Origin of the sequence: Subtercola sp. Z020 (genome assembly GCF_002931235.1) — a bacterium.
Taxonomy (GTDB): domain Bacteria; phylum Actinomycetota; class Actinomycetes; order Actinomycetales; family Microbacteriaceae; genus Subtercola.
Genome location: NZ_PSTT01000124.1, coordinates 1 through 26,125 on the forward strand (window position 1 = coordinate 1; position 26,125 = coordinate 26,125).

Below are 26,125 nucleotides of genomic sequence, written 5' to 3' on the forward strand. Positions count from 1 at the left end.
CCAAGTACACCCTCATCCCCAACTCCTGAGCTGGCGCCCGGTCCCCCGCCCGAGATCGACGAGCGGGGGACCGGGCGCCAGCTCAGGAGTTGGGGATGAGGGTGTACTTGGTGCTGAGGTACTCGCGGATGCCCTCGGTGCCGCCCTCGCGACCGAGGCCGGATTGCTTCACGCCGCCGAAGGGCGCCGCCGCGTTCGAGAGAACGCCCACGTTCAGGCCCATCATTCCGGTGTCGAGCTTGTCGATCATCCGCTGCCCACGAGCCAGCGACTCGGTGAAGACGTACCCGACGAGGCCGTATTCGGTGTCGTTCGCCAGGCGAATGGCCTCTTCTTCGTCGGAGAACTCGACGATCGACAGCACTGGGCCGAAGATCTCTTCGCGCAGGATGTCGCTGCCGGCCGCGACCCCGGAGATGACGGTCGCCTCGTAGAAGCTGCCCTCCCCCTCGACCGGGTGTCCGCCGGTCTGCACCGTCGCACCGCGCGAGACGGCGTCGGTGACGAGCGCCCCGACCTTCTCGACCGCGGCCTGGTTGATGAGCGGGCCGATCGTGACACCCTCCTCCGTGCCACGCCCCATGCGGAACGCGGAGACACGGGCCGAGAGGCGGGAGGCGAACTCCGACGCCACCGAGCTGTGCACGATGAACCGGTTGGCCGCCGTGCAGGCCTGCCCGATGTTGCGGAACTTCGCGGCCAGCGCCCCCTCGACCGCCTTGTCGAGGTCGGCGTCTTCGAACACGATGAAGGGCGCGTTGCCGCCGAGCTCCATCGACGTGCGCAGCACGTTCTGGGCCGACTGCTTGATGAGCTGCTGGCCGACCGGGGTCGATCCGGTGAAGCTGAGCTTACGCAGGCGCGGGTCGGCGATGATCGGGTCGGAGACGGCGCTCGTGGTGCTGGTGGTGAAGATGTTCAGCACCCCCTTCGGCAGCCCGGCCTCCTCGAGCAGGGTCGCGAGCAGCAGGGTGGTGAGCGGCGTGAGCGAGGCCGGCTTGACGACAGCCGTGCATCCGGCAGCCAACGCGGGAGCGATCTTGCGCGTCGCCATCGCGAGTGGAAAGTTCCACGGCGTGATCAGGAACGCGGGGCCCACGGGCCGCTCGGAGACGATCATCGAGCCGGTGCCCTCGGGGTTGCGGCCGTAGCGGCCGCCGATGCGCACCGCCTCCTCGCTGAACCAGCGGAGGAATTCGCCCCCGTAGGTGACCTCGCCGCGGGCCTCGACGAGCGGCTTGCCCATCTCGAGCGTCATGAGCAGCGCGAAGTCCTCGCGGCGCTCCTGCAGCAGGTCGAACGCGCCACGGAGCACCTCGCCACGCACGCGGGGCGCGGTCTCGGCCCATTCGTCGGCGGCGGCCACGGCTGCATCGAGAGCGGCGAGGCCGTCTTCGGCCCGCGCGTCGGCGATGGTCTTGATGACGAGCCCGGTCGCCGGGTCGTTCACGTCGAGCGTGGCGCCGCCCCGGGCATCCACCCACTCCCCGCCGATGAAGAGCTGCGAGGGAACCCGCGCGAGCAGGTCGGCTTCGGCTGAGGCAGACACAGAAGAGGTGGGGGTGGCGATGGTCATGGCTGTTCCGCTTCGTCGGGGGTTTTCGAATGGGTACTGGATGCGGCCGACCCGCTGCACCGCCGGCGAGGCGGCCGGGCCCGGCCGGTCACAGCCAGGGGTCGATCAGAATCTTGCCATCGACCTGGCCGCGGGCCAAACGTTCGAGCTGGTCTCCCAGCTCGTCGAGCGAGACGACCTGCTCGACCAGCTCGGCGCCGAGTGCCGTGCCGGCGAGAATGTCGAGGGCCACCCCGAGGTCTGTCGCGCACACGTGGGCGAGACTCGAATCGAGGGTGATCTCCCGAAAGACGAGGGAGTGCACGTCGAGCGTGGGCTGCACTTTCGGCAGCCCGACGGCGAGCACGCGCCCGCCGTTCCGCACCAGCGAGACGGCTGCGGCGAGCTGGCCGGGCGCACCGCTGGCCTCGATCACCACGTCGGGGCGGGCCCCGCCGAACGAGGCCTCGACGTCGATCGCGAGGTCGTCTGAGGGGCTCACGACGTGGTCGGCGCCGAAGCGCAGGGCGCGCTGCTGCTTCGGCCCGGCGAACTCCACCACGGTCACCTCGACGTCAACGAGATGCTTGAGACCCGCCAGCACGAACGAGGCGATGGCTCCGCCCCCGATGACGAGCACCCGGTCGCCGTCGACGGCGCCCGAGCGACGGGCGGCGTGGATGCCGACAGCCAACGGCTGCGCGAGGCCAGCAGCATCGGGCGAGACCCCCGCCGGCACAGCCGCGAGCGTGCGCGCCGGCACGGAGACGTAGCCGGCCATGCCGCCGTCGAGGCTGAGCCCGAGGGTGTAGTAGTTCTGGCACATGTTCGTGCGGCCCTCGAGGCAGCGGGCGCACTCGCCGCACCACACCCCGGCGCCGCTGGCGACGAGGTCGCCGACCGCGAGGCCGTCGGCGGCAGCGGCATCGAGCTCGCCGCCCGCACCGGGCAGCCGGCCATCCGGCACCGACACGATCTCGCCGACGAACTCGTGGCCGAGCACCATCGGCCCGTGGTGGTGGGTGACGGGGTGGGTGCTCTGCACCGGGAACACCTTGGGGCCGACCGACCATTCGGTGGCGTCGGTTCCGCAGATGCCGCTGCGCAGCACCTTCACGAGAACCTCGCCGGGCCGGGCACTCGGCACAGGCGCCGCTTCGATGCGGATGTCGTGCGGGCCGTGGTATACCGCGGTGCGCATCGAGGCCGACGATGCCGCAGACGGCGAGGGGGATGCGACGGTGCCGGTCATGCGAGGGCCTCCAGCTTCTTCTTGCGCGAACGGGCGACCGAGTAGAGCACGGCGGCCGCGAGGATGAGCACACCCTGGAAGATGTACTGCCACATCTGGGAGAGCCCGAGGAAGGTGGTGGCGTTCAGCACCTGGATGAGCAGGATCGAGCCGAACAGCGTGCCGATGAAAGTACCGCGCCCACCGAGCAGCGACGTGCCGCCGAGCACCACGGCCGTGATGCTCGTGAGCGTGTAGCTGACACCCTGTGCCGGGTCGCCCACACCGATCTGCACCATCAGCATGATCGCGCCGACGAAGGCGAAGATCGAGGTGAGCATGTAGGCGAGGATCACGGTCTTGTTGATGTTCACGCCGATGCGACGGGCCGATTCCTCGCTCGAGCCGGTCGCGCGCAGCCGGCGGCCCCAGCGGGTGCGGCGGAGCGCGAACTCGAGCAGCACGGCCACGACGACCAGCACGATGAAGGCGATCGGCACCGGCCCGACCTTGGTGGTCATGACGGCGGTGACGCCCGAACCGATGTACCCGTCGGGCGAGTCGCGGAGCAGGAAGCTGAGGCCCTGCAGGGCGATGTAGAGCGTCAGGGTCGCGGCGATGGCCGTGAACTTCCCGAACCGGATGAGCGCGCCGTTCACGAACCCCGTCGCTATCGCGACGACGAACATCAGCACCAGGCCGAGCGCGACGATCGAGAGCGGCTTGTCATCGTTGAAGAAGAACGACCCGACCACCACCAGGAAGCCGGCGAGCGGTCCGACCGAGAGGTCGATACCGCCGATGATCAGGGCGATCGTCTGCCCGAGCGCGATGAACCCGAGTGCCGCCACGAGGGTCAGCACCGAGTAGATGTTGAAGGCGGAGAGGTAGCGAGCGTTCTGGCTGAAGATGAAGGCGCCGAGCAGCACGATGATGCCGACCAGCAGCACGGTGGGCGCGTAGTCCCCCTGCACGAAGCGGGCGAAACCCTCCGAACGCACCTTCGTGCCGGCCAGCGGGCGCTGCTTGCGCACCGTCGGAACCTCGATCGTGTGCGTCGTCGAACTCACGGCGGCGCGCACGATGCGCTCCTCGGTGATCTCGTCGCCCACGATCAGGTCGACGGCGTGACCGCGCGACATCACGATCACCTGGTCGCAGAGCCCTTCGAGCTCTTTCGCGTCGGAGGAGGCGATGATGACGGGGATGCCCGAGGCCGACACCTGGCGGAGGATCTTGTAGATCTCCAGCCGCGCCCCGACGTCGACACCCTGCGTCGGTTCGTCGGCGACGACGATCAGCGGCTCGGAGAGCAGCGCCCGCGCCATGACGACCTTCTGCTGGTTTCCACCGGAGAGGGAGGAGACGACCGCGTCCATCGCGGGTGCCTTGACGTTCAGCGAGTCCAGCGTCGAACCGACCTCGGTCACCTCGCGCGGCGAACTGAGCACGAGGAACTTCTTGAACTTCGTGAGTGCCGAGATGGCCGCATTCTCCTGCACGGTCAGGGTCATCATCAGACCCTCCCGGTGCCGGTCGGCGGGCATGTAGCCCGCGCGGTGCAGGAGCTCGGTGGGGGTGACGGCGCGGTCGGCGACCGTCGCAGTGCCCGTGAACGACTCGAGACCCGCGAGCGCGCGGAGCAGTTCGCTCTGGCCGTTGCCGACGACCCCGGCGACGCCGAGGATCTGGCCGCGGGTGGTCGACGCGTTCACGTCTTCGAAGCCGGGGCCGGTGAAGCCCTTCAGCACGAAGTTGACCGGCTCTGTGCCGTCGGCCTCGTGCTTGGGCGGGAAGGTGCTTTCGAGCTTACGGCCGACGATCAGGGCGAGCAGTTCGTCGTCGGTGATCTCGGCGACGGCGGCTGTGCCGCGGAACCGGCCGTCGCGCAGCACGGTGACGCGGGTGGCGAGCTGTCTGACCTCGGCCATGCGGTGGGTGATGTAGATGACGGAGGTGCCGTCGGCGACGGCGGCGCGCACCCGGGCGAACAGCAGGTCGACCGAGTCCTGCCCGAGAGGGGCGGTGGGCTCGTCGAGCACGAGGATGCGGGGCTTCAACGCCAGCGCCTTGGCGATCTCGAGGAGGTGCTTCTGAGCGACGGTGAGGGTCTCGACGCGGTCGCGGAGGTGTGCGGTGAGGCCCATCTCGGCCAGCATGCGGCCGGCGATCTGCTCGACGGAGCCCGCAGCATCCGGAGCCGACGACGCCGACGACGCGGCAGTCGACGAGAACGCCGACGCCGGCAGCGCCACCTGCAGGTTCTCGAGCACGGTCATGTCGGGCAGCACGGCGGGGTGCTGGTGAACGATGGCGATACCGGAGGCGGCGGCGAGCGCCGGCGACAGCACGTCGATGGTCTCACCGCCCACCCGGATGGTTCCGCTGTCAGGCTGCACCGTGCCGGAGGCGACGTTCATCAACGTCGACTTGCCGGCACCGTTCTCCCCGAGGAGGGCGTGCACTTCCCCGGGGAGAACGTCGAACGAGACGTTCTCGAGAGCCACGACGCCGGCATAGGTCTTCGTGATGTCGCTGAGCGAGAGTGTCGGAACCGACACAGCCACGAGGTCGTCTGCGGGGACGTACGTCTGATTGTTCAAGAGAATCACCTTCGAATTCTGGGTGCAGCGGGTGGTCGAGCTACTTCTTCAGCAGGGCTGCCTGGTCTGCAGCCGGCATCTCCGCCGAGAGGAAGATGTCGCCGGGCAGATCGCTCTTGCACTCGACCGGGTTCGGGGTGCTCGAGACCGAGTCCTCGAACGTGGGGGCCTCGAACTTGGTGGTCGTCGGCAGCTTGCCGCCGGTGGCCTTGGCCACCGCGTACTGCACAGCGAGGCGCACATTGTCGTTGCCGGTCGCGACCGTCATCATCTTGAAGTCGGGGTTCGCGGCCTTGTTGGCGTCGTAGAAGCAGCCGAGCGAGTTGCCGTCGGTCGTGACGAGGGCCGGGATGCTGCGACCGCTCTTCTGGAACTCGGGCAGGGCGCCGAGCAGCGACGGACCGAAGTCACTGACGAGCACGTCGATCTTCGGGTTCTTGGCGATGGCCGCCGTCAGAACCTGCTGTGTGACGGCCGGGTCCCAGTTGGTCGGCTCGAAGGGGGTCTCGCCGATGAACTTATATTTGGCGGGGTCGAGGGCGCCGGTCATGGCGTTGTACTCGTCTTCACCCTGGCTGTTGCCCTTCGGCCCGCTCAGGAAGAGGATGTTGCCGCCGTCGGGCAGGTTGGTCTGGATCCACTTCGCCCAGTTGGCACCGTCGGTGCTGAAGTCGGCACCGATCCAGGCGTCATAGTCGACGCCGTCTTTTCCGCCCGGGTTGACGCGGTAGGGAACCGTGACGACGCCGGCCTGGTAGGCGCTTCGGAGTGCAGGGAGCATGGCTTCGCCGGCATCCGGGAACACGACCAGCGCGTTGACGCCCTTGGCGACCATGCCCTGGATGTCGGAGATCGACTTCTGGGTGTCACCCTGGCCGTCGGCATACTCGTACTTGGTGACGCTCGGGCACTTGGCGACCTCGTCGGCGCCGGCCGCGGTGGTGATCAGGCGCCAGCTGTTGCCGCCGAAACCGTCGAGCAGACCGAGGGTGATCTGCTTGGGTCCGCACCAGTCGGGGGCACCCGCGACGGTGCCGGTGGGCACCGGGGTGTCGTCGCCCGGTGCACCGCTGCTGCACGCGGTCAGAGCGACTGCGCTCAGACCGATGGCGACTGTGAGGGACAGGATCCGTTTGCGAAGCATCATTCGTCGTTCCTTCTACTTGGTGCGGCTTCTCTGCCGCAGTTTCTGTGACTGCTCTGTCAGGCGGGAGGTGAGTGTGGTGCGCTTGTGCGGTGGTGCGGGATGGTGAGGGATTCCGGATGCCCGTGGCCGGGCATCCGCGTACTCAGACGGTCGTGGCGACCTTCGTGGGCCGGCTGCTCGTGAACCGGCCGCGCACACGCGACCAGTCGATCGTGTAGAGCGCGACGCCGACGGCGAGCGCCGCCGCCTGCACGAGGGTGCGCACCGCGTAGGGCACACCGACGGCGAGGTTGAACTGGTCGAGCTGGCTGAGGAAGACGGCCGCGACGACGGTGGCGAGCGGGAAGCCGCGCCCACCGAGCAGGGAGGTTCCGCCGAGAACGACGACCGCGACCGCGGGGATCAGGTAGGTGTTGCCCTGGAACGCGGTCGGCTGCGCGGTGATACCGGCCAGCAGCACGCCCGCGATGCAGTAGAGCAGCTGGGCCCAGACGTAGGCAGCCGTCTGGTGCACGCGTACGCGGAGCCCGGTGGCCCTGGCGGCCGTCGGGTTGGCGCCGATCGCCTCGAAGCGCCGGCCGGCGACGGTCTTCTTCACGAGCACGATGACGACGACAGAGACGACCGCGGCGAAGAAGACCGAGTTCGGGATGCCGAACGAGAGACCGCCCGCCACCGACTGCAGCAGCCGGGTGGTCGTCGTCGGCGAGCCGCCGGAGATGCCGAGCACCGCCGCGAAGAGCAGGGCGTTCGTGCCGAGGGTCGCGATGATGGCGTTCAGTCCGAGCCGACCGACGAGAAAACCGTTCAGCAGGCCTGCAGCCGCCGCGAAACCGAAGGCGAGGAGGATCGCGGGCACGAGCAGCGCGTTGTCGCCGTTCGGAATGCGGCTGACGATGACGATCGCGAGCGAGACGGCACCGGGCACAGAGAGGTCGATGCCGCCCTGCTGCACGACCAGCATCTGGCCGAGACCCACCACCGCCAACACAGAGGCGAAGGGCAGCATGCCGAGAACGGCGCCCTGCGACAGGCTCGACGGGGCGAGAACGGCGCTCGCGACCAGAAGGATGACGAGGGCGACGCCGACGGTGATGAGGCCTTTCGACGCGCGACGACGGGGCCGTTTCAGACCTGTGACCTGCCGCTCCATTGCGTACATTCCTTCTCCCGCTGCTGTGGTTGAGACTCTCGACGATGAGCTACAACGTTGAGTGTAGCTTTACAGACCCTCCTGATGTTCACAAGGGCTGTTTGGTCACGGATTCATCTCCGTGCAGTGGGGGTGTACATTTTGAGGGATTCATCAACAGAGAGGTCGACCCATCGTGACTAACACCCCCGCCGGCACCCGCCAGGCGCTCGTCGTCGGAGCCACCGGTATCGCCGGCCAGAGTGTCGCCCGCCAGCTCGTCGATCTCGGCTGGAGCACCTACGGGCTCTCCCGCGGCGGAGTGACACTCACCCCGGGTGTGACTCCGGTGGCCGCAGACCTCCTCGACCCCGCCTCGCTCGAGGCCGCCGTCGAAGGCCTCTCCCCCGAACTCGTCATCATCACGGCGTGGATGAAGAAGGACAGCGAGGCGGAGAACATCGAGGTGAACTCGGCGACGGTACGCAACATCCTCGCCGCGCTCGAGCCCGCAGGGTCAGTTCGGCACGTCGCCCTCGTGACCGGCCTGAAGCACTACCTCGGCCCGTTCGACAACTACGCGACCGGCGTGATGGCCGACACCCCCTTCAACGAAGACGAGCCGCGCCTGTCGTCGCCGAACTTCTACTACAACCAGGAAGACGAGGTGTTCCAGGCGGCGGAGCGCATGGGCTTCACCTGGAGCATCCACCGCGCCCACACCGTCTTCGGCTACGCCGTCGGCAATGCGATGAACATGGTGCTGACCCTCTCGGTCTACGCCACGCTCTGCCGGGAGCTCGGCCTGCCGTTCATCTTCCCCGGTTCGGCCACGCAGTGGAACGGGGTGACCGACGTCACCGACGCCGACCTCCTCGCCGAGCAGCTGATCTGGGCGGGGACCACCCCCGCCGGCGAGAACGAGGCGTTCAACATCGCCAACGGCGACGTCTTCCGGTGGCGCTGGATGTGGCCGCGTATCGCGCGGCTCTTCGATGTCGAGCCCGTCGGCTTCGAGGGCGAACCGCAGCCCCTCGACGGTCGCATGTCGGGCATGGAAGACGCCTGGGCCGCCATCGCGGCGCGCGAGGGCCTCGCCGAGCCCGACATCACCCGGTTGGCCTCGTGGTGGCACACCGACAGCGACCTCGGCCGCAACATCGAGGCGTTCACCAGCATGAACAAGAGCCGCGACGCGGGCTTCGCCAACTACCGCACCACGTTCGCCAGCTTCGCTGACAAGGTGGCCCGCTACCGCGAGGCGCGCATCATCCCCTGACGCACGGCGGGGCGGTTCCTTGTTAACATCGAGGAATCGTGACCATCACCAGACGACAGATCCGCGAACGCGCTGCGGCAGACACCTCCGTCGTCCGACCCGAGATCCAGGCCCTGAGAGCGGTCGCCGTGCTGTCGGTGGTGCTCTACCACCTGTGGCCGGCTCGGCTGCCGGGCGGGTTCGTCGGCGTGGATGTCTTCTTCGTCATCTCGGGCTTCCTGATCATCGGGCATCTGATGCGCGAGGTCGACCGCACCGGGCACGTTCGGCTGCTGCCGTTCTGGACCCGGCGGGCCAGGCGGCTGCTGCCCGCCAGCCTGCTGGTACTGGTGGCGACCGGGCTGGCCGTTCTCGTCGTGGTGCCGACGGTGAAGTGGCAGCAGTTCTTCTCCGAGATCGCAGCCTCGACGCTGTACGTGCAGAACTGGCTGCTGGCCCACAATTCGGTGGACTACCTGGCCGCGACCAACGCCGCATCCCCTGTCGAGCACTTCTGGTCGCTCTCGGTCGAAGAGCAGTTCTACCTGGCCTGGCCGCTGGTCATCGTCGCGCTCCTCGCACTCGCCCGGCGTCGCGTCGGTCTCTCGGGGCGGGCCCTCATCACCGGCGGGCTGCTCGCCATCACCGCTCTGAGCCTGCTCTACTCCGTCTTCGCGGTCGCCACGACCCCGGCGGAGGCCTACTTCGTCACGCCGGCGCGCGCGTGGGAGTTCGGGGCCGGCGGCATCCTCGCACTGTTCCTGACCACGGCGCCCGGCCGGGCGTCGGTTCGTGCGGCCGCCAGCTGGGCCGGGCTCGCGATCATCGCGATCACGCTGGCGGCGTACACCGCATCCACCCCGTTTCCCGGGCTCGGCGCCGTGCCGCCCGTGCTCGGCACCCTGCTCGTGATCTGGGCGGGGGCGCCGCGTGTCGCGTGGGCGCCCAGCGCCCTGTTCCGGTTGCGGCCGGTGCAGTGGATCGGCGGAATCTCGTACTCGCTCTACCTCTGGCACTGGCCGTTCATCGTGCTGGTTCCGATCGTGCTGGGCCGGCCGATCGGCTGGAAGGCCCGTGTCGTCGTTCTGGTCGTCTCCATCGTGCTCGCGTACCTGACCAAGCGGTTCGTCGAAGATCCGCTGCGCGTGCACGGAGCGCTGACGAAGCGGGCGGCGTGGCGGGCACTCAGCGTGACCCTCGGGGTGACGGCGGTCGTGGCGCTGGGGGCATCCGTCGCCTCAGCGCAGCCGGGCATCCAGGCCACCCAGATCGCCTCGAGCATCAGCGCGGCCATCCAGGGCGACCCCCGCTGCACCGGCGCCCCTGCCGCCCTCCCCGAGAACGGCTGCGCGAACCCCTACGCCGTCACCAGCCTCACCGACCCGGCCTTCGCCGAGACCGACATCGGCCGTGGCGTGCAGTCGGTCGACGACTGCAAGCAGACGATCATGTCGGAGACGATCATGACGTGCGACATCGGAGACGTGACGACGGCGACCTCGACCATCGCCCTGATCGGTGATTCGCACGCCGGGCAGTACCTCACGCCGCTCGACGACTACGGCCGGGCCAACCACATCCACTTCATCACCTACCTGAAGTCGTGGTGCAGCGGAACGGGCGCCGTGGGCGTGGCGAACCCCGGCTACGACACACCCGAGCGGCTCGTGTCGTGCGCGGACTGGGGCACAGCGGTTCTCTCCACTGTCGCCCAGAACCCGGCGATCAGCGCGGTGCTCTTCACGGACTACACCCGCAGCTACCTCGAACCCCCCGTCGCGCTGCACGGCCGCGCGATCACGCCCGGCGACTTCGAGCAGGCGTGGCAGCCGCTGATGGCGGCAGGCAAGCGGGTCATCGCGCTCCGCGACCTGCCCAACGCCGAACAGCAGGCCGAGGATGTTCCGGCCTGCGTCTCGATGCACATGACCGAAAACGACCCCTGCGCACTGCCCCGCAACACGGCGACGCTCGACCCGGCCCAGGATCCGCTCGCCCTCGCGGCGGCGCAGACGCCCGGCGTCTCCCTCATCGACCTGACCAGCGACTTCTGCGACGCCACCACCTGTCACGTCGTCATCGGCGGGCTGATCGTCTACTTCGGCACCAACCACATGACGCTCACCTTCTCACGCACGCTCGCCTCCATCGTCGGCCCCCAGGTGGCCGCCGCCGCCGCAGGCTAGCGCCGCCACTCCGACAGTTGCCACGTCACCTATTGCACTTGTAACTGCAATCACCGATAGCATCTGAGAGCACCGTTGCCGAAGGGTGCAGCAAAGGAGATGAACCGGTGACCTCGACCCTGACGCCGAACGGCACACTGCTCGTCGACGACAGCCTCCGCTCCGAGGCGCGCGGTTTCGTCGATGCTGCCGACGACCGAACCATCGTCGGCCTCTCGGCCGAGCTGAGCGACGGAAGCACTGTCGAGCTTCCTGCCGACCTCACAGCCTTCGTCGGCCTGATGCTCTCCGGGCTCACCCGCGGGCCACTCAGCGTGACATCCATTCCCGCAGAGCTCACCTCGACCGCTGCTGCCGAGCTGCTCGCGATATCCCGGCCGACTCTCATGAAGTGGGTGAAGGAGGGGGCGCTGAACTCACACAGGGTCGGTTCACATCATCGCTTCGAGACCCGCGAGGTGATGGCGCTCGCGCAGGCCCGTCGGGCGGCCCGCGCAGACGCATTCGTCGCGCTTCGCGCGCTCGAAGACGCGCTGCACGAGTAAAGCTCAGCTTCGCGGTACGCGCAATACGGCGGCAGCACCCGCAGGCGACGGGCGGGGTGATCTCGGAGATCGACCGGAAGATCCGCACAGTCGTCGATGAGCTCGTCAACGACTTTCCCGGCGATGTCGACTTCGCGGGAAGCGACGAGCATGATCGGCACGTGAACGCCGCCGCGACACACGCCCGGGCCGACATCCTGGTCACCGACAACACCCGCGACTTCGGAGACCCGGATCTGCTGCCCTACGACCTCTATCCGGCCGATGCGTTCCTCTGCCTCATCGACGACGGAGCTCCGGCATGCGTGCGCCTCGTCACCCGCGAGCAGAACTCGTACTGGCAGGAACGCCGGAGCGTGGGTCGGGTGACGACGAGTCTCTTGGACGCACTGCGGCGTGCCGGTTGTCCCCATTTCGCAAGCCGCGTCGACCGACACCTTCGCGCACCGAGCGGGCGGGGCTAGGCGGGGGCGGGGGCGGCGAACTCGATGTGGGCCTTGATGGTGGTGGCGGGGTTGTGGGCGGCGTCGAGCGCCGCGAGGGCGTCGTCGGCGTCGAAGACCTGCGTGATGAGGGGGCTGAGGTCGATGCCCGCCCCGGCGAGGAAGCGCAGCGTCTCGGGCCAGACCCCGGGCGAACCGATCGAGCCGGTGATGGTCAGCTCCTTCGACTGGATGAGCCCGAGGCGGGCGGTCGCCATGCGGCCGACGTCGATGCCGATGTAGGCGATGCGCGCGCGGAACCCCGCGAGTTCGAGGGCCTGGGCCATCACCTCGGGCCGCCCGCTGCACTCGACCACGACGTCGGCGCCGCGGCCCGACGACGACTGCAGCACGGCCTCCGCTGCGGCGTCGGGGTGCACGGCTGACGCCGCACCGAGCTGCAGCGCGATCTGGCGGCGACCTTCGGCGGGCTCGACCACGATGACCTGCGCCCCGAGGGCGGCGGCCGCGGCGGTGACCGCGAGGCCGATCGGGCCGGCGCCGAGCACGACGAGCGTGTCGCTCGCGTCGACGTTGCCGACCCTCCGCAGCGCGTAGTAGGCGACACTGAACGGCTCGACGAGTGCACCGTCGGCGAACGAGAGCTCGTCGGGCAGCCTGTGCAGCCAGGAGGGCTTCGCCACGAAGTACTCGGCGGCCGCACCCGAGATCGAGAAGCCGAAGTGGTCGGCGCCAATGACGCACTCGCCCACGACCCGATCCCCGACAGCGAACTCCGTCACCCGGGACCCCACGGCGGCGACCTGGCCCGACCACTCGTGTCCCGGGATCAGCGGGTAGCTGAACGGGATGATGTACCGCCCCTCGAGCAGGTCGATGTCCGAGTGGCAGACGCCGACCCGGCGTGCGGCGACGAGCACCTCGTCTTCGGCGATCGACGGCACGTCGAGGGCTACGACCTCCGCGACATCCTGAACCGTGTACTGCAGAGCTCTCATCGTGCGTTCACCAACACCTTCACCTGGTCGCCCGACGGCGACAACAGCGTTTCGAACCCCTTGTCGACCACGTCTTCCATGGCGATCTGCGCGCTGACGACCTTCTCGACGGGGTACCGGCCGCGGGCGATCAGGTCGACGATGCGCGGCCAGTCGGTGACCGGGTAGCACCAGGTGCCCGAGAGGGTGATGTCGTGCTCCGAGAGCACCATCGGGTCGATCGCCGCCGGCCTCGTGTGCAGGCCCGTCTGTGAGACGCGACCGGCGCTCCGCACCGCAGCGATGGCCGTGTTCAGCGCGCGCTCGTTGCCCGAGCACTCGATGACGGCGTCGACGCCCACACCCTCGTTGCGGTCCTTCAGGTAGGCGGCGACATCGAGCTGGGTCGGGTCGAGTACCTCGCCGACATCCAGAGACCTCGCCAGCGCCGCACGCACCGGGTTGACCTCGGAGATGAAGACGTTGGCGCCGAGGGATGCGGCATAGAGCGAGGCGAGCGCGCCGATCGGGCCGGCACCGGTGATCAGTACCGAGTCGCCGGGGCGCACCTGGGCGGTGTCGACCCCGTAGGCGGCGACGGCGCCGGGCTCGACGAGGGCGCCCTGCAGGTCGCTGACGCCGTCGGGCAGCACGCTGACGTGGCTGGCCGGAACGATCGCGAGCTCGGCGATACCGCCCCAGGCGAAGCTCAGCCCGACGCAGGCCATCTTCTGGCAGAGGTGGTTGAGGCCGCGCCGGCAGTAGTAGCAGACGCCGCAGAACAGCAGGGGCATCACGGAGACGCGCTGGCCGGGGCTGAGGTGCGTGACGCCGCGGCCGATGTCCACGATCTCGGCCGAGAACTCGTGGCCGAGGATCTGCGGGGCGGTCGAACCGTTCAGGGGGTGCGGCGACGACGGAATGACGATCGGCCCCATGGCGTACTCGTGCAGGTCGGTTCCGCAGACCCCGCACCAGTACGGCTTCAACAGAACGTCGAACTCCCCGACGTCTGTGGGGTCGGCGACGTTCTCGACGCGGATGTCCTTTGCGCCGTGGAAGACAGCTGCCTTCATCTCGTGATGCTCCTTTGCATGAGGGCTCGTGGCCCTGCTCTCTGTTCGACGGTAGTGGTTCAGGCGCCGCTCGACCGGGCCCGCGTGACCTCGGCGATCGACGACCAGTCGTCGTCGGCGTGCCCGTCGGCGATGGCCGCCTCGAACACCTCCCGAAGGCCGGCTGCGGTCGCGAGCGAGACGCCTGCTCCGGATGCGGCGTGCTCCGCGAGCCCCAGGTCTTTCAGACCGAGTCGCGTCGTGAAGCCGGCCGGCTGGTATCGACGGTCGGCGATCAGCGCACCGTAGCCGGAGTAGACCGGCCCGGGGAAGAGGCTGTCGGCCATGATGTCGACGAAGGTGTTCGAATCGACTCCGCTCGCATCGAGCAGGGCGATCGACTCGGCCATGGCCTGCAGCGCGTGGATGATCAGGTAGTTCATCGAGATCTTCGCGATGTTCGCCCCCGCAGGGTCGACGCCGAGCGGCCAGATGCGACGACCCATCGCTTCGAGGTACGGCATGGCGCGGGCGAGGTCGGCGTCTGCCCCGGCCGAGAGCACGGTGAGCGCACCCTGCTCGGCGACGGTCGAGCGCCCGAGCACGGGGGCAGCCGCGTAGGCGACCCCGTTCTCGCGGTGCAGCCTGTCGAGTTCGGTCGCGGTGGCCGCCGAGACGGTGGCCATGTTGACGTGCAGCGACCCCTCCGGCGCGGCGGCGAGCTCGTCGGCCGTGAAGACCTCCTTCACCGCCGCGTCGTTCGAGAGGATGGAGAAGACGAGGCCTGCGCGGAGCACCTCGCCGACGCTCTCGGCCTTCGTCGCACCGAGTTCGACCAGGGCGTCCGATGCCCCAGCGGAGCGATTCCAGACGACGACGGAGTGGCCGGTGGCCAGCAGCCGCGTGACCATCGCCGTACCCATCGTGCCGAGGCCGATGAAGCCGATCGTGCCGGGCGTACTCATCAGGCTCCTTCTTCGCCTCGGCCTGCGGTGGTGTTGAGGTGGGACTGGGAGTCGCGGAGGTTCGGGAGCGCCCCACCGACGGTGAAGTACCGCTTCCCCGCGACCAACAGGTCTTCGGCGGGGAATTTCGTGATGACTTGGCAGCCTGTGGCCGTGACCACGACCTCTTCCTCGATCCGGGCCGCACCCCACCCATCAGCGCTCGGCCAATACGTCTCCAACGCGAACACCATCCCCTCGACCAGCGTCTCGGGATGCTCCAAAGACACCAGGCGGGAGAAGATCGGTTTCTCCCAGATCGACAAGCCCACACCGTGCCCGTACTGCAACGCGAACGCGGCCTCCTCGTCAGCGAACCCGAACTCCTCCGCCTTCGGCCACACCTTCACAATGTCCGCCGTCGTCGCACCCGGCTTGACGAGCGCGATCGCGCGGTCCATGTACTCCCGGGCCCGCTTGTACGCATCATGCTGCGCGGAACTCGCGGACCCGACCGCGAACGTGCGGTAATAACACGTGCGGTACCCGTTGAAGCTGTGCAGGATGTCGAAGAACGCCGGATCCCCGGGCCGGATCAACCGGTCGGAGAACACGTGCGGATGCGGGGAGCACCGCTCCCCCGAGATCGCGTTCACGCCCTCCACATACTCACTCCCCAGGTCGTACAACTTCTTCGACACCAGGCCCACGCACTCGTTCTCCCGCACCCCCGGCTTCAGGAACTCGTACAGGTCCTCGTACGCCGCATCCACCATCGACGCAGCCTGCGTCAGCAACGAGATCTCATCCCCGGTCTTCACCCGGCGCGCCTCGAGGAACACCTGCTGCCCATCGACGACCTGAATGCCAAGCTTCTGCAGCGCGAACAGGATCGGCAACTCGATCACGTCCACCCCGAGCGGCTCGTTCGCGACCCCGAACTTCTCCAACTCGCGTTTGATCTTCAACGCAACCCGGTCCGCGATCTCCGAATCCGGGCTGAACGCGCCCCGGAGAGTCGAGATCCCCGCCCGCGAACCGCTCTCCGCGCGCGGCCGCACCGCGCCATGATGCGGAGCATGCGGGTCAGCGTCCGCCTCCGCGGTCGTGAGATCCAGCCACGGATTGAACAACGAATGATGCTTCGCCGCGGAACCGAAATCCCACATGATCGGATCCGTGACCCGCGTCAACAGACTGAACCGGATCAACTTGTCCATCGCCCACGTACCGATATGCGTCGACGTCATATACCGGATATTCGAGAAATCGAACGCCAGAACAGCGCCCAACTCCGACGACGCCAACTGCGCCTTCAACCGGGCAAGCCGCTCCGACCGAAGACGATCAAAATCAACCCGCTCCTCCCAATCGACAGCATTCGTTCCCCGAGTTGCATTACTCATGTGTGAAGACCCTCTCCCCCAACACCGCTGTCGAGGTTCAGTAAGCATGTACGTGGTGTTCACTCTAGCTTAATTGTTTTGACGGCCTGAGCGGAAGCCACCGGCGACTCATCCGTCGAAACTTGCTCAGGACGCTCTAGAATTCGAGAACATCGTTCAGCCGACGTGCACCTTGGCTGCACAGACCGCGGTATGCCGAGACGAAGGAGTGGGCCATCAACGAAGAAGTGGGTCCGAAGCTGAGGGCCGCCCGCCTGCAGAAGGGGCTGAGTCTTCGCAGTATCGCCTCGAACGTGGGTGTCTCGGCGAGCCTGATCTCCCAGGTCGAGACGGGCAAGACGCAGCCCTCGGTCAGCACCCTCTACGCCCTCGTCAACCAGCTCGGCATCTCATTCGACGAGTTGCTCGGCGCGACCCCTCCCGAGCCCGGCGAACGGGTCGAACCGGCTGCGCGCAGCGAACTGCCCGCCGAGGGAATGCGGTCGGCGATTCAGCACGGCAGTGACAATCCGGTGCTCGAGATGGAGAACGGTGTGCGCTGGGAGCGGCTGGCGACCGGATCGGGTGGACCGGTCGATCCTCTTCTCGTGACGTACGCGCCGGGCGGATCGAGTTCGGTCGAAGGCAGACTGATGCGGCACAGCGGCTACGAATACGCCTACCTGCTCTCGGGCGAGCTCACCGTGCACCTCGAGTTCGACACCTACGTGATCCGTGCGGGCGACTCCCTGAACTTCGATTCGGTGCGGCCGCACATGTACGTGAACAACGGGGCTGTTCCCGCGAAGGGCCTCTTCTTCGTCACCGGGCGAAAGGCGTGGGCAGAATCGAACCCGGGCCCCGGCTCGGAGAGCGCAGCCGACGGCGGCGTCGGCGGTGCCGGCGACGCTCGCAGCCCCGAGCTGACGAGCGCCGTCGATGTGCTGCAGGCGATGGACCGCCTGCCCTAGCCCTCCGCCTGCCCTAGCCTTCCCGGGGCACGAGCAGGCTGATGTTCGCCTCGCCGCGCTCCAGCTCGCCCGCCTCGATTCGCCGGGCGATGTCGACGACTCGGGCGTTCGCCGGGGCGGTTCCGCCGACCTTCGCCTGCTCGTCGACCACCAGCCCGTTGATCTCCGCGACCTCGTTGCGGCGACCCTTGATCCAGTCCTGCAGCGACGTGGTCTGTGTCGTCGGCGACGAGAACCGCTTCAGCACCTGGCCGAGCAGCTGCTCGGCGAACACGTCGGGGTCGTCGGTCGCGGCGTCCGTCATACCGAAGATCGGGCGGAGCCGGCTGCCCGAAGCGACCGCCGTTCGCGCCGCCTCGCTGCCGCACTGCAGCATGAACTCGTACATGCCCGGCACTCTGATGGCGTCGGCGAGCCGCAGGTCGAGGATGGCCGACGGCACGAGTTCGGCCGCGTTGACGATGAGCTTGCCCCACTTCGACGAGCGGATGTCGTCTGAGATCTCGACCGTTCCCGCGTGGCCGAGTGATGCGGCCACGGGTGCCAGCCGTTCGGCGTCGACGGCGCGATCGATGCCGCCGATCGCGAACCACGCGTGCTCGGGCGGGGTCTCGCGGTTGACGATGCCCGGCTCCCACATGTTCGACGCGACCTCGATCACGGCGCCGACCGTGCGCTCGGGGCCCATGATGCTCGCGATGTCGTCGAGCGACATCCCGTTCTGAAGGCCCACCACCAGGCCGTCGGGCTTGACCATCGGCTTGATCAGCTCGCACGCCCAGCGCGTGTCGTAGGCCTTGACCACGATGAAGACGATGTCGAACGGCTCGCGCAGTTCGGCGACCTCGTACAGGTGCCGAACGTCGACCCGGGTGTTCTCGGTGCGATCCGGCATAACGACGGTGATGCCGTTCTCGCGCATCGCCTCGACGTGGGCGGGCCACTGCTCGATGAAGGTGACGTCGAGGCCGGCACGGGTGAGGTCGGCGGCGATGCCGGCACCGTTGGCACCGGTTCCGACGAAGGCGATCCGGAGGTTCTCGGCTGCTGGCGCATTCTGGTCGGTCATCAGACGAGCACCATTCCGCCCTCGATCGGAATCACCTGGCCGGTGATGTAGTCGGAGTCGCTCGAGGCGAGAAAGACGGCAGTCGGCACGATGTCAGCAGGGGTTGCGGGCCGGCCGAGCAGAATGTCGCCCGACATGCCCTCAAAACCGGCCTCGGGCTGGCCCATGCCCGCGAGATCAGCATCGAGCTGCTTCCAGAGCGGCGTCTCGACGACACCGGGTGCGAAGGCGTTCACCGTGATGCCGTCGGCGGCGAACGAGCGCGCCGCCGCCTGCGTGAGCGAGATGACGGCGGCCTTGGATGCGCTGTAGGGCGCGAAGCTCGGGAAACCCTGGCGGCCCGCGATCGAGGCGGTGTTCACCACCTTGCCTCCGCCGCCCTGCGCCAGGAACTGCCGTGCAGCGGCCTGGGTGCCGAGCACGACACCGAACGTGTTGACGCCGAAGATCAGGTCCCACTTCGCCTTCGTGATGTCGAGGAAGTTCTCGGGCGCATTGAGCCCCGCGTTGTTGAAGTACACGTCGAGGCGCCCGAACTCGGCGACGGCTGCGGCCACGCCGGCCGTCACCTGCTGCTCGTCGGTGACGTCGACGCCCACGGCGATGGCGCTGCCGCCGGCGTCACGGATGCTCGACGCCACCGTCTCTGCCGCATCGAGGTCGAGGTCGGCGATCACGAGGTTCGCTCCCTCTGCCGCCATGCCGCGGGCGATGCCCGCGCCGATACCCGAGGCCGCCCCCGTGACGATGATCGTCTTCGATTCCAGTCGTGCCGTCATACTCTCTTCCGTTCTGTCAGTGCGCTGCTCTGCGCCAGTGCTGCCGACCGGCGTCGTCGCCGGCCGGTCTCAGATGAGGATCGTCAGCGGATTCTCGATGCGCTTCACGAACGCGGCCAGCCACTGCCCGGCGAGCGCACCGTCGATCACCCGGTGGTCGGCCGAGAGCGTCACGGTCATCACGGTGCCGACCGCGAGTTCGCCGTTCTCGACGACGGGCTGTTGCCGCGCGACGCCCACGGCGAGGATGGCGGACTGCGGCGGATTGATGATCGCCGAGAACTCCTGCACGCCGTACATGCCGAGGTTCGAGACCGAGAAGCTGCCGCCCTCGAGCTCGTTCTGCCGCAGCCTGCCCTCGCGGGCGCGGCCGGCGAGTTCTGCGATGCGCTCACTCACGCCGGTCACCGAGAGCTGGTCGACGCCGCGCACCACGGGGGTGAGCAGGCCGCCGGGGGTGGCGACGGCCACGGCGATGTCGACGTGTGCGTAGCGGGTGGTGCCGTCGTCGCCCCAGGTCGCGTTTGCCTCGGGCACCTCGCCGAAGGCACCGGCGACGGCCTTGACGATGAAGTCGTTCAGCGACACCTTGCGCGGCGCGCTGGCGTTGACGGATGCGCGGAGCTCCATCAGGGCATCCACCCGGCAGTCGGCCACGAGGTAGAAGTGCGGCACCGTCTGCTTGCTCTCGGTGAGCCGACGGGCGATCGCGCGGCGCATGCCGGTGTGCGGAACGAGCTCGGTGCCGCCAGGTGCCGCCGGGGCCGGTGCGGCCTTCGCGGGTGCGGCGGGCGCGGCCTCCGCGGGGGCCGACTGGCCCGACGGGCCGGCACCGGATGCCGCGACGGCTGTCGCGGGCACGGCGGGGGTCTCGTCGTCGGCGGCGGGGGTGGCCGACTCCGAGCCGACCGAGACCGGGCCGCTGTCGGGCTCACCCTCGGCGGGAGCGGAATCGGCGACTCCGGAGAAGTCGGCGACCGAGGCAGACGAGGCGTCGGCCGAAGCGGCACTGGCGGAGGTCGCGGGAGCGGCGTCGAGGCCGTCGAGGTCGCGGCGCACGATGCGGCCGTCGGGCCCGCTGCCGGAGACGCCCGCCAGGTCGATGCCCTGCTCCTTCGCCATGCGCCGCACGATGGGGCTCGCGAAGAGGCGGCCCCCGTGCGCGGCGGCCGTTTCATCGGCAGGGGCAGCGGTTTCGACCGCAGCGGAGGCAGCGGTGGCACCGGCAGCGGAGGCACCGGCCAGCGCGGCGTCGGCCGCGGCATCCGGAGCCGTCGCAGCCGCACCCGGCGCCGACCCGATCCCGACCGACACCAGCAGCGCGTCGATGTCGGAATCGGTCTCGCCCGGCGCCGCGATGACGGCGATGGGCGCCCCCACGTCGACGGAGTCGCCGGGCCCGATGAGCATGCGCACCAGCGTGCCCGCGGTCTCGGCGTTGTACTCGACCATCGCCTTCTCGGTCTCGAGTTCGGCCAGGGGCTGGCCGAGGGCGATGTCATCGCCCACCTCGGCGAGCCAGCCCTGCAGGGCTGCTTCTGTCGCGTTGGCCAGCACCTCGGGCATGCGCACGATCGTCGGCATCAGTCAGCATCCGTTCCGCGCAGCTCTGCGCCCATCCCGCGCGCGATCTGCTCCAGACCCGCGACCACTTCTTCTGTGCGGGCGATCGCCGCACGCTCGAGCACCTTCGAGATGCTCGGCGACGCCTCTTCGCCGGTGACGCGTTCGACGGGCTGGTCGAGCCAGTCGAAGTAGCGCCGCTGGATCTCGTCGGCCAGCCAGGCGCCGTACGAGGTTCCGCGCGCACCCTGCTCGACGATCAGCACACTGTTCGTCTTCTTGATGCTCTCGCCGATGGTCTGCCAGTCGATGGATGCGCGGTCGAGCCAGCGCAGGTCGATGACGTCGGCGTCGAACCCGGTCTGCTCCACGGCTTCGAGCACGTGCTTGACCATCGACAGGTAGCTGATGATCGTGACGTCGTCGCCCTCGCGGCGGAGCGCCGCCTTGCCGAACGGCAGAATGTAGTCGAGGTCGCCCGCCGGCAGCTCGCTCTGGTCGGCGTAGAGGTCGACGTGCTCGATCACCAGCACCGGGTCGTCGAGCAGCAGCGCCGCGTTCATCAGCCCGACGTAGTCGGCTGCGGTCGAGGGGGCGACGATGCGCCAGCCCGGGCTCGTGGCGAAGATTCCTGCCGGGTCCATCAGGTGCTGCGAGCCGTAGCCCGAGCCCATCGCGATCTTGGTGCGCAGCACGAGCGGCACCGGGTTGGCACCGCCGAACATGTGTCGGGCCTTGCCGATCTGGTTGAACACCTGGTCGGCGGCCACCCACATGAAGTCGGGGTACATGAACTCGACCACCGGCCGAAAACGGCCGTCGAGCGCCATGCCGCCACCGAGCCCCGCGAAGGCGTTCTCGCTGATCGGCGTTCCGAGCACCCGGCCCTCGAACTTCTTGGCCAGGCCCTTCGTGGCGCCGTTGGTGCCACCGTTCAGGCGGTGCACGTCTTCGCCGAGAACGACGATGCGTTCATCCTCTTCCATCCGGCGATCCATCACCGCCGCCACGGCATCGACGAACTTGCGCTTCTCGAGTTCACCCGTGTACTCGAGGGGATCGAGGGTGCGCACGTCGTTCAGCTCGCTGGTGTCGCCGCGCACACCGACGTTCACGAAGTCGGTGTCGGGCCAGAGGTCGGGCTTGATGCGGCGCTTGCCGGGCAGGTCGGGGTTGGCCTCGATGAGCTGGGCGACGGCATCCGTCATCGCCGCCTGGGCCTGGCTCCGGATGCTCGCCACACCGGCCTCGTCGAGCTGGCCGAGCGCGATCATCTCCCGCGCGACGCGGTCGAGGGGGTCGCGCTTCTTCCACTCGGCCTCCTCCTCCTTGCTGCGGTAGCCGAAGGCGCTGCCGGGGTACGGCCCGTTCTGGTGGAAGAAGCGGTACACCTCGACCTCGACCACGGCAGGGCCCTCGCCCGCACGCATGCGTTCGGCCGCGGCATCCATCGCCAGGTGCACGGCCAGGGGATCCATGCCGTCGACGCGCCAGGAGGGAATGCCGAAGCCCTGGCCGCGGCTCGACAGGCGCGGTTCCCCGGTGACCTCGTCGACGCGGGTCGACACGGCGTAGAGGTTGTTCTCGATGAAGAAGGTGAGCGGCAGCTTCCACGCCGCGGCGAGGTTCATCGTCTCGAGCACCGAGCCGATGTTCGTCGCGCCGTCGCCGAAGTAGCTGACCGTGACATCCGTCGTTCCCGCGTGCTTCTGGGACCAGGCGTTGCCGGCGCCGAGCGGAACACCACCACCGACGATCGCGTTGGTGCCGAGCGCGCCGGCCTCGAACCACTGCAGGTGCATCGAGCCGCCGCGACCGCGGCAGTAGCCCTGCGCGAGCCCGAGGATCTCGGCGAGTGTGCGCTGCAGCACCGTCTGGATGTCGCTCGTGACGAGCGCACCGAGGTCGAGCGAGCCGCCGGAGACGTGGTTGATCGCCTTCGCCAGGAACTGGTGGTGGCCGCGGTGCGACCCGTTGATCGCGTCGGTCGAACGCAGGCCCACGATGGAACCGACGGCGCCGCCCTCCTGGCCGATGCTGGAGTGCGCCGGGCCGTGCACGAGGCCCTCACCGGCGAGTTCGAGCACGGTCTCCTCGAAGGCGCGGATGAGGTGCAGTTGGCCGAGCATCGTCGCGAGCAGCGCCGGGTCGGCCTTCTTGTAGTCGGCGGGGGTGGTGCTCAGCTCGACCCAGGGGGCGAGCGGCTCCAAACGTCGTTGTTTCGGCATGCGGTGGTCTCCGTTGATCGCGATTGGCTCCAATGTAGCTGAACTGCCCGCGTTAAACGAGACTTCACGCCAATGTTCTGGGTAGATTGGATCCATTGATGACGACAAAGGAGTTCTCATGGCAGGTGGCATCCCCGGTCTGGTCGGCACGGAGCACATCGGGTTCACGGTTCCCGACCTCGACGAGGCGCAAACGTTCTTCGTCGACGTGATCGGCTGCGAGTACGTCTACTCGCTCGGCCCGTTCGTGAAGGAGGGCGACTGGATGCTCGACCACATGAACGTCGAACCCCGCACCGTGATGCGGGAGCTGCGCTTCTTCCGCTGCCGCACCGGCCCGAACTTCGAGATCTTCCAGTACGAGCCTGCGTCGGGCGGCGCAGAGGAACCACCGCTGAACAGCGACGTCGGCGGCCACCACCTCGCGTTCTACGTCGACGATCTCGACGCGGCCGTCGCCTACCTGCGGGAGAAGGGCGTGCGGGTGCTCGGCGAGCCGACCGCGAGCAGCAGCCACAGCACGGGGCAGCGCTGGGTCTACTTCCTCACGCCGTGGGGCATGCAGCTCGAGCTGGTCAGCTACCCGAACGGCAAAGCCTACGAGCGCGACGCCGACGTTCTGCTCTGGCACCCGGCCCGCCCTACGCTGTGAGGGTGACCACCACCCGCAACGGCGTCGCCAGCGAGCGCATCGCCTCCGCCCTCCGCGACTCCATCCTGCGCGGTGAGCACCCGCCCGGCACCCGCATTCTGCAGGAGGATGTCGCGTCGGACTTCGGGGCGAGCCGGCTGCCGGTGCGGGAGGCGTTCCGCATCCTCGAAGCCGACGGGCTGATCACCCTCGTCGCGAACACGGGAGCGTGGGTCTCGCGCCTCAGCCTGGCCGAGTGCGAGGAGATCTACCAGCTGCGCGAACGGATCGAGCCCCTGTTGCTCGGGTACAGCATCCCGAACCTGTCAGAGGAGCAGCTGAACCGCCTCGACGAGCTGGCCGCCACGATGCAGACGCTCCGCGACCCGGAGGAGTTCCTGCGGCTCGACCGCGAGTTCCACCTGCTGTCGTATGCGGGCGCGTCGACCGCCATTCTCGGCGACACCGTGCGGCGGCTCTGGAACACGACGCAGCACTACCGCCGCGCGTACACGCGCCTGCTCGACCCCGACGGAAACCGCATCGTGCACGACGAGCACCACATGCTCGTGGCGGCGCTGCGTGTACGCGATGCGGACGACGCCGAGCGGGTACTCTACGGCCACATCCGCCGCACGCGCCTGGAGCTCGCCCGGCACCCCGCCCTCTTCGACGCCTGACCCCGCCCGCCCCGCCCGGCGCCGGGAGCGCGCCGAGCTCGCGGCCACGGCGTCGAACGCGGGCGCGCACCGACCCCTCGGCCCACCCCGGTGACCTGCGGGCGTTACGATGGCCGACGTACACAGCAGTCGCGGGGCGGCAGACGGAGGGGTGCGCGGTGAGGGCAGAGCAGCTGACAGATCCGGTCACGTACCACGGCGAAGGCGCCGTGTGGAGCGACCTCTGGGGCGGGCTCAAGTGGGTCGACATGCTGGCCGGGGACGTGCTGTCGCTCGATCCCGAAGACGGCGCGGTGTCGCGGATGCCCGTGGGCTCGCCCGTCGCAGCGGTCGTCCGTCCGCGGCGGAACGGGGGGTTGCTCGTGGCGACCGAGCGCGAATTCACCCTCTGGCGCCGCAACTCTGAGGGCGATGACGGTCTCCCCTTCACGCAGGAGTTCGCAACCCCACCCCTCTGGCCGGGCCGCCTCAGCCGCTTCAACGACGGCGGCTGCGACCCCGAGGGGCGGATGCTCTGCGGCGCCATGGCGTACTCCGCCGACGAGGGCTCGGGCGTGATGTACCGAATGAACGTCGACGGGAGCACCGACGAGCTGTGGCGCGACGTCACGATCTCGAACGGACTCGGTTTCACGGCATCCGGAACCCGCATGTACTACATCGACTCGCCGACCAACCGGGTCGACGTGTTCGACGTCGGTGCCGGGTCGTCGCTCAGCGGCCGGCGGCCGTTCGTCCGCATCCCCGAGGGCGCCGGAACGCCCGACGGGCTCTGGGTCGACGCGCTCGACGGGGTGTGGGTCGCGCTCTACGGCGGGTCGGCGGTGCACCACTACGACGCCTCGGGGTCACTCGCCGACGTCATCGAGCTGCCCGTCTCGAAGGTGACATCGTGCTGCCTCGGCGGGCCGACCGGCACGACGCTGTACATCACGACCTCGCGGGAGAACCTGGCGGCCGGCGCCGAGCCGCTCGCCGGGTCGCTGTTCACGGCGTCGGTGGGCGTCGCGGGCGTGGCGGCCCTGCCGTTCGCGGGCTGATGGCCGGGCGTCGCGGGCGCATGGGTCGCCGAGGGCTCGGGGTCGGCCTCGCGCTCGGGCTCGGGGTGGCGCTGGGGACGTCGGCGTGCGCGCCCCTGAGCTCGGAGACATCCCCCGCTTCGACCGCCTCGCCGCCCGCTGCCGCTCCCGCGCCGGTCACTCCCGCGCCCACCACCACCGCACCCGCGCCCGCGCCCGTCGACATCTCGGCCGAGCTCGCCTCCCTCGAATCGACCTCCGCCGCCCGCATCGGAGTGAGCGCCGTCGACACCGCGACCGGTCGCACGATCGCATACCGCGCCGACGAACGCTTCGGCTACGCCTCGACCATCAAGGTCTTCGCCGCCTCCCTGCTGCTCCAAACGACGCCGCCCGAGGACCGCGCCCGCCTCGCGAACTGGACGCAGTCCGACGTCGACGCCGCGGGCCATTCCCCGGCCACCGGCGAGCACGTCGCCGACGGCCTCAGCCTCGCCCAGCTCGCCGAGGCGGCTGTGCGCCAGAGCGACAACACCGCCCTGAACGTTCTGCTCGCGAACCTCGGTGGCCCTCAGGCTCTGGATGCCGCCCTCACCCAGCTCGGCGACGACACCTCCGACGTGGTCGACGTCGAGCCCGCGCTGAATACCGTCGAGCCCGGCAGCACCGCCAACACCACCACCCCCGCCGCGTTCACCGCGGACCTCCGCGCCCTCCTCAACCC

Annotated in this window: 22 protein-coding genes; 9 read left to right on the top strand and 13 right to left on the bottom strand. The window is 68.8% G+C overall.

What is annotated here, in order from left to right; all coding sequences use genetic code 11:
• Positions 1–82 precede the first annotated feature (82 nt).
• The 5 genes from C5B96_RS15930 to C5B96_RS15950 form a co-directional block, all read right to left on the bottom strand.
• The gene (locus tag C5B96_RS15930) at positions 83–1,576 is read right to left on the bottom strand and encodes an NAD-dependent succinate-semialdehyde dehydrogenase (RefSeq protein WP_158507215.1); all 1,494 of its coding nucleotides are present in this window, start codon (positions 1,574–1,576) and stop codon (positions 83–85) included.
• An 88-nt stretch (positions 1,577–1,664) separates the two neighbouring features.
• On the bottom strand, positions 1,665–2,807 hold the full coding sequence (locus tag C5B96_RS15935; RefSeq protein ID WP_199176686.1) for a zinc-binding dehydrogenase: 1,143 nt from the start codon (positions 2,805–2,807) through the stop codon (positions 1,665–1,667).
• On the bottom strand, positions 2,804–5,389 hold the full coding sequence (locus C5B96_RS15940; protein ID WP_104246366.1) for an ATP-binding cassette domain-containing protein: 2,586 nt from the start codon (positions 5,387–5,389) through the stop codon (positions 2,804–2,806). The genes C5B96_RS15935 and C5B96_RS15940 overlap by 4 nt, the downstream gene beginning before the upstream one ends.
• A gap of 40 nt (positions 5,390–5,429) precedes the next feature.
• Positions 5,430–6,536 carry a substrate-binding domain-containing protein gene (locus tag C5B96_RS15945; protein ID WP_199176688.1) on the bottom strand — a complete coding sequence of 369 codons (1,107 nt, stop codon included), beginning with the start codon at positions 6,534–6,536 and terminating at the stop codon, positions 5,430–5,432.
• Between the two features lie 142 nt (positions 6,537–6,678).
• Positions 6,679–7,689 (bottom strand): ABC transporter permease, encoded by a 1,011-nt coding sequence (locus C5B96_RS15950; RefSeq protein ID WP_233189251.1) that lies wholly within the window; start codon positions 7,687–7,689, stop codon positions 6,679–6,681.
• Between the two features lie 175 nt (positions 7,690–7,864).
• Between C5B96_RS15950 and C5B96_RS15955 the strand changes: the two genes are divergently transcribed.
• From C5B96_RS15955 to C5B96_RS15970, 4 genes are all read left to right on the top strand, one after another.
• Positions 7,865–8,947 (top strand): SDR family oxidoreductase, encoded by a 1,083-nt coding sequence (locus C5B96_RS15955; RefSeq protein WP_104246348.1) that lies wholly within the window; start codon positions 7,865–7,867, stop codon positions 8,945–8,947.
• 38 nt (positions 8,948–8,985) lie between these two features.
• Positions 8,986–11,112 carry an acyltransferase family protein gene (locus C5B96_RS15960; protein ID WP_158507216.1) on the top strand — a complete coding sequence of 709 codons (2,127 nt, stop codon included), beginning with the start codon at positions 8,986–8,988 and terminating at the stop codon, positions 11,110–11,112.
• 107 nt (positions 11,113–11,219) lie between these two features.
• The gene (locus tag C5B96_RS15965; protein ID WP_104246350.1) at positions 11,220–11,657 is read left to right on the top strand and encodes a helix-turn-helix domain-containing protein; all 438 of its coding nucleotides are present in this window, start codon (positions 11,220–11,222) and stop codon (positions 11,655–11,657) included.
• A 56-nt stretch (positions 11,658–11,713) separates the two neighbouring features.
• The gene (locus C5B96_RS15970) at positions 11,714–12,121 is read left to right on the top strand and encodes a hypothetical protein (protein WP_104246351.1); all 408 of its coding nucleotides are present in this window, start codon (positions 11,714–11,716) and stop codon (positions 12,119–12,121) included.
• On the opposite strand, the gene C5B96_RS15975 is transcribed toward C5B96_RS15970, so the two are convergent.
• Genes C5B96_RS15975 through C5B96_RS15990 form a run of 4 tightly spaced genes read right to left on the bottom strand, consistent with a single transcriptional unit; the run spans position 12,118 to position 16,482 of the window.
• Positions 12,118–13,098, bottom strand: a complete 981-nt coding sequence (locus C5B96_RS15975; RefSeq protein WP_104246352.1) for a zinc-binding dehydrogenase — start codon at positions 13,096–13,098, stop codon at positions 12,118–12,120. The two genes, C5B96_RS15970 and C5B96_RS15975, sit on opposite strands and share 4 nt — an antisense overlap.
• Entirely contained in the window at positions 13,095–14,153 is a 1,059-nt protein-coding gene (locus tag C5B96_RS15980; RefSeq protein ID WP_104246353.1) for a 2,3-butanediol dehydrogenase, read from the bottom strand. Before C5B96_RS15980 ends, C5B96_RS15975 begins: the two co-directional genes overlap by 4 nt.
• 59 nt (positions 14,154–14,212) lie before the next feature.
• Entirely contained in the window at positions 14,213–15,097 is an 885-nt protein-coding gene (locus tag C5B96_RS15985) for an NAD(P)-dependent oxidoreductase (protein ID WP_104246354.1), read from the bottom strand.
• The gene (locus tag C5B96_RS15990) at positions 15,097–16,482 is read right to left on the bottom strand and encodes a Xaa-Pro peptidase family protein (protein WP_104246355.1); all 1,386 of its coding nucleotides are present in this window, start codon (positions 16,480–16,482) and stop codon (positions 15,097–15,099) included. The genes C5B96_RS15985 and C5B96_RS15990 overlap by 1 nt, the downstream gene beginning before the upstream one ends.
• Before the next feature lie 227 nt (positions 16,483–16,709).
• Between C5B96_RS15990 and C5B96_RS15995 the strand changes: the two genes are divergently transcribed.
• Positions 16,710–17,432: a helix-turn-helix domain-containing protein gene (locus C5B96_RS15995; RefSeq protein WP_199176689.1), complete on the top strand. Its 723-nt coding sequence runs from the start codon at positions 16,710–16,712 to the stop codon at positions 17,430–17,432.
• A 13-nt stretch (positions 17,433–17,445) separates the two neighbouring features.
• Here the strand turns inward: C5B96_RS15995 and C5B96_RS16000 are convergent, their stop codons facing one another.
• From C5B96_RS16000 to C5B96_RS16015, 4 genes are all read right to left on the bottom strand, one after another.
• On the bottom strand, positions 17,446–18,501 hold the full coding sequence (locus C5B96_RS16000) for a ketopantoate reductase family protein (protein ID WP_104246357.1): 1,056 nt from the start codon (positions 18,499–18,501) through the stop codon (positions 17,446–17,448).
• Positions 18,501–19,280 carry an SDR family NAD(P)-dependent oxidoreductase gene (locus tag C5B96_RS16005; RefSeq protein WP_104246358.1) on the bottom strand — a complete coding sequence of 260 codons (780 nt, stop codon included), beginning with the start codon at positions 19,278–19,280 and terminating at the stop codon, positions 18,501–18,503. The genes C5B96_RS16000 and C5B96_RS16005 overlap by 1 nt, the downstream gene beginning before the upstream one ends.
• A 69-nt stretch (positions 19,281–19,349) precedes the next feature.
• On the bottom strand, positions 19,350–20,864 hold the full coding sequence (locus C5B96_RS16010) for a dihydrolipoamide acetyltransferase family protein (protein WP_199176690.1): 1,515 nt from the start codon (positions 20,862–20,864) through the stop codon (positions 19,350–19,352).
• Positions 20,864–23,071, bottom strand: a complete 2,208-nt coding sequence (locus C5B96_RS16015; protein WP_104246359.1) for a thiamine pyrophosphate-dependent enzyme — start codon at positions 23,069–23,071, stop codon at positions 20,864–20,866. The genes C5B96_RS16010 and C5B96_RS16015 overlap by 1 nt, the downstream gene beginning before the upstream one ends.
• 118 nt (positions 23,072–23,189) lie before the next feature.
• Between C5B96_RS16015 and C5B96_RS16020 the strand changes: the two genes are divergently transcribed.
• The 4 genes from C5B96_RS16020 to C5B96_RS16035 form a co-directional block, all read left to right on the top strand.
• Positions 23,190–23,723 (top strand): VOC family protein, encoded by a 534-nt coding sequence (locus C5B96_RS16020; protein ID WP_104246360.1) that lies wholly within the window; start codon positions 23,190–23,192, stop codon positions 23,721–23,723.
• A gap of 2 nt (positions 23,724–23,725) precedes the next feature.
• Positions 23,726–24,382 (top strand): GntR family transcriptional regulator, encoded by a 657-nt coding sequence (locus tag C5B96_RS16025; protein WP_233189252.1) that lies wholly within the window; start codon positions 23,726–23,728, stop codon positions 24,380–24,382.
• Between the two features lie 158 nt (positions 24,383–24,540).
• Positions 24,541–25,422 carry an SMP-30/gluconolactonase/LRE family protein gene (locus tag C5B96_RS16030; protein ID WP_104246362.1) on the top strand — a complete coding sequence of 294 codons (882 nt, stop codon included), beginning with the start codon at positions 24,541–24,543 and terminating at the stop codon, positions 25,420–25,422.
• Positions 25,422–26,125: serine hydrolase (locus tag C5B96_RS16035; protein WP_146078226.1), on the top strand; the 704-nt coding region annotated here is incomplete at its 3' end. The genes C5B96_RS16030 and C5B96_RS16035, both read left to right, overlap by 1 nt.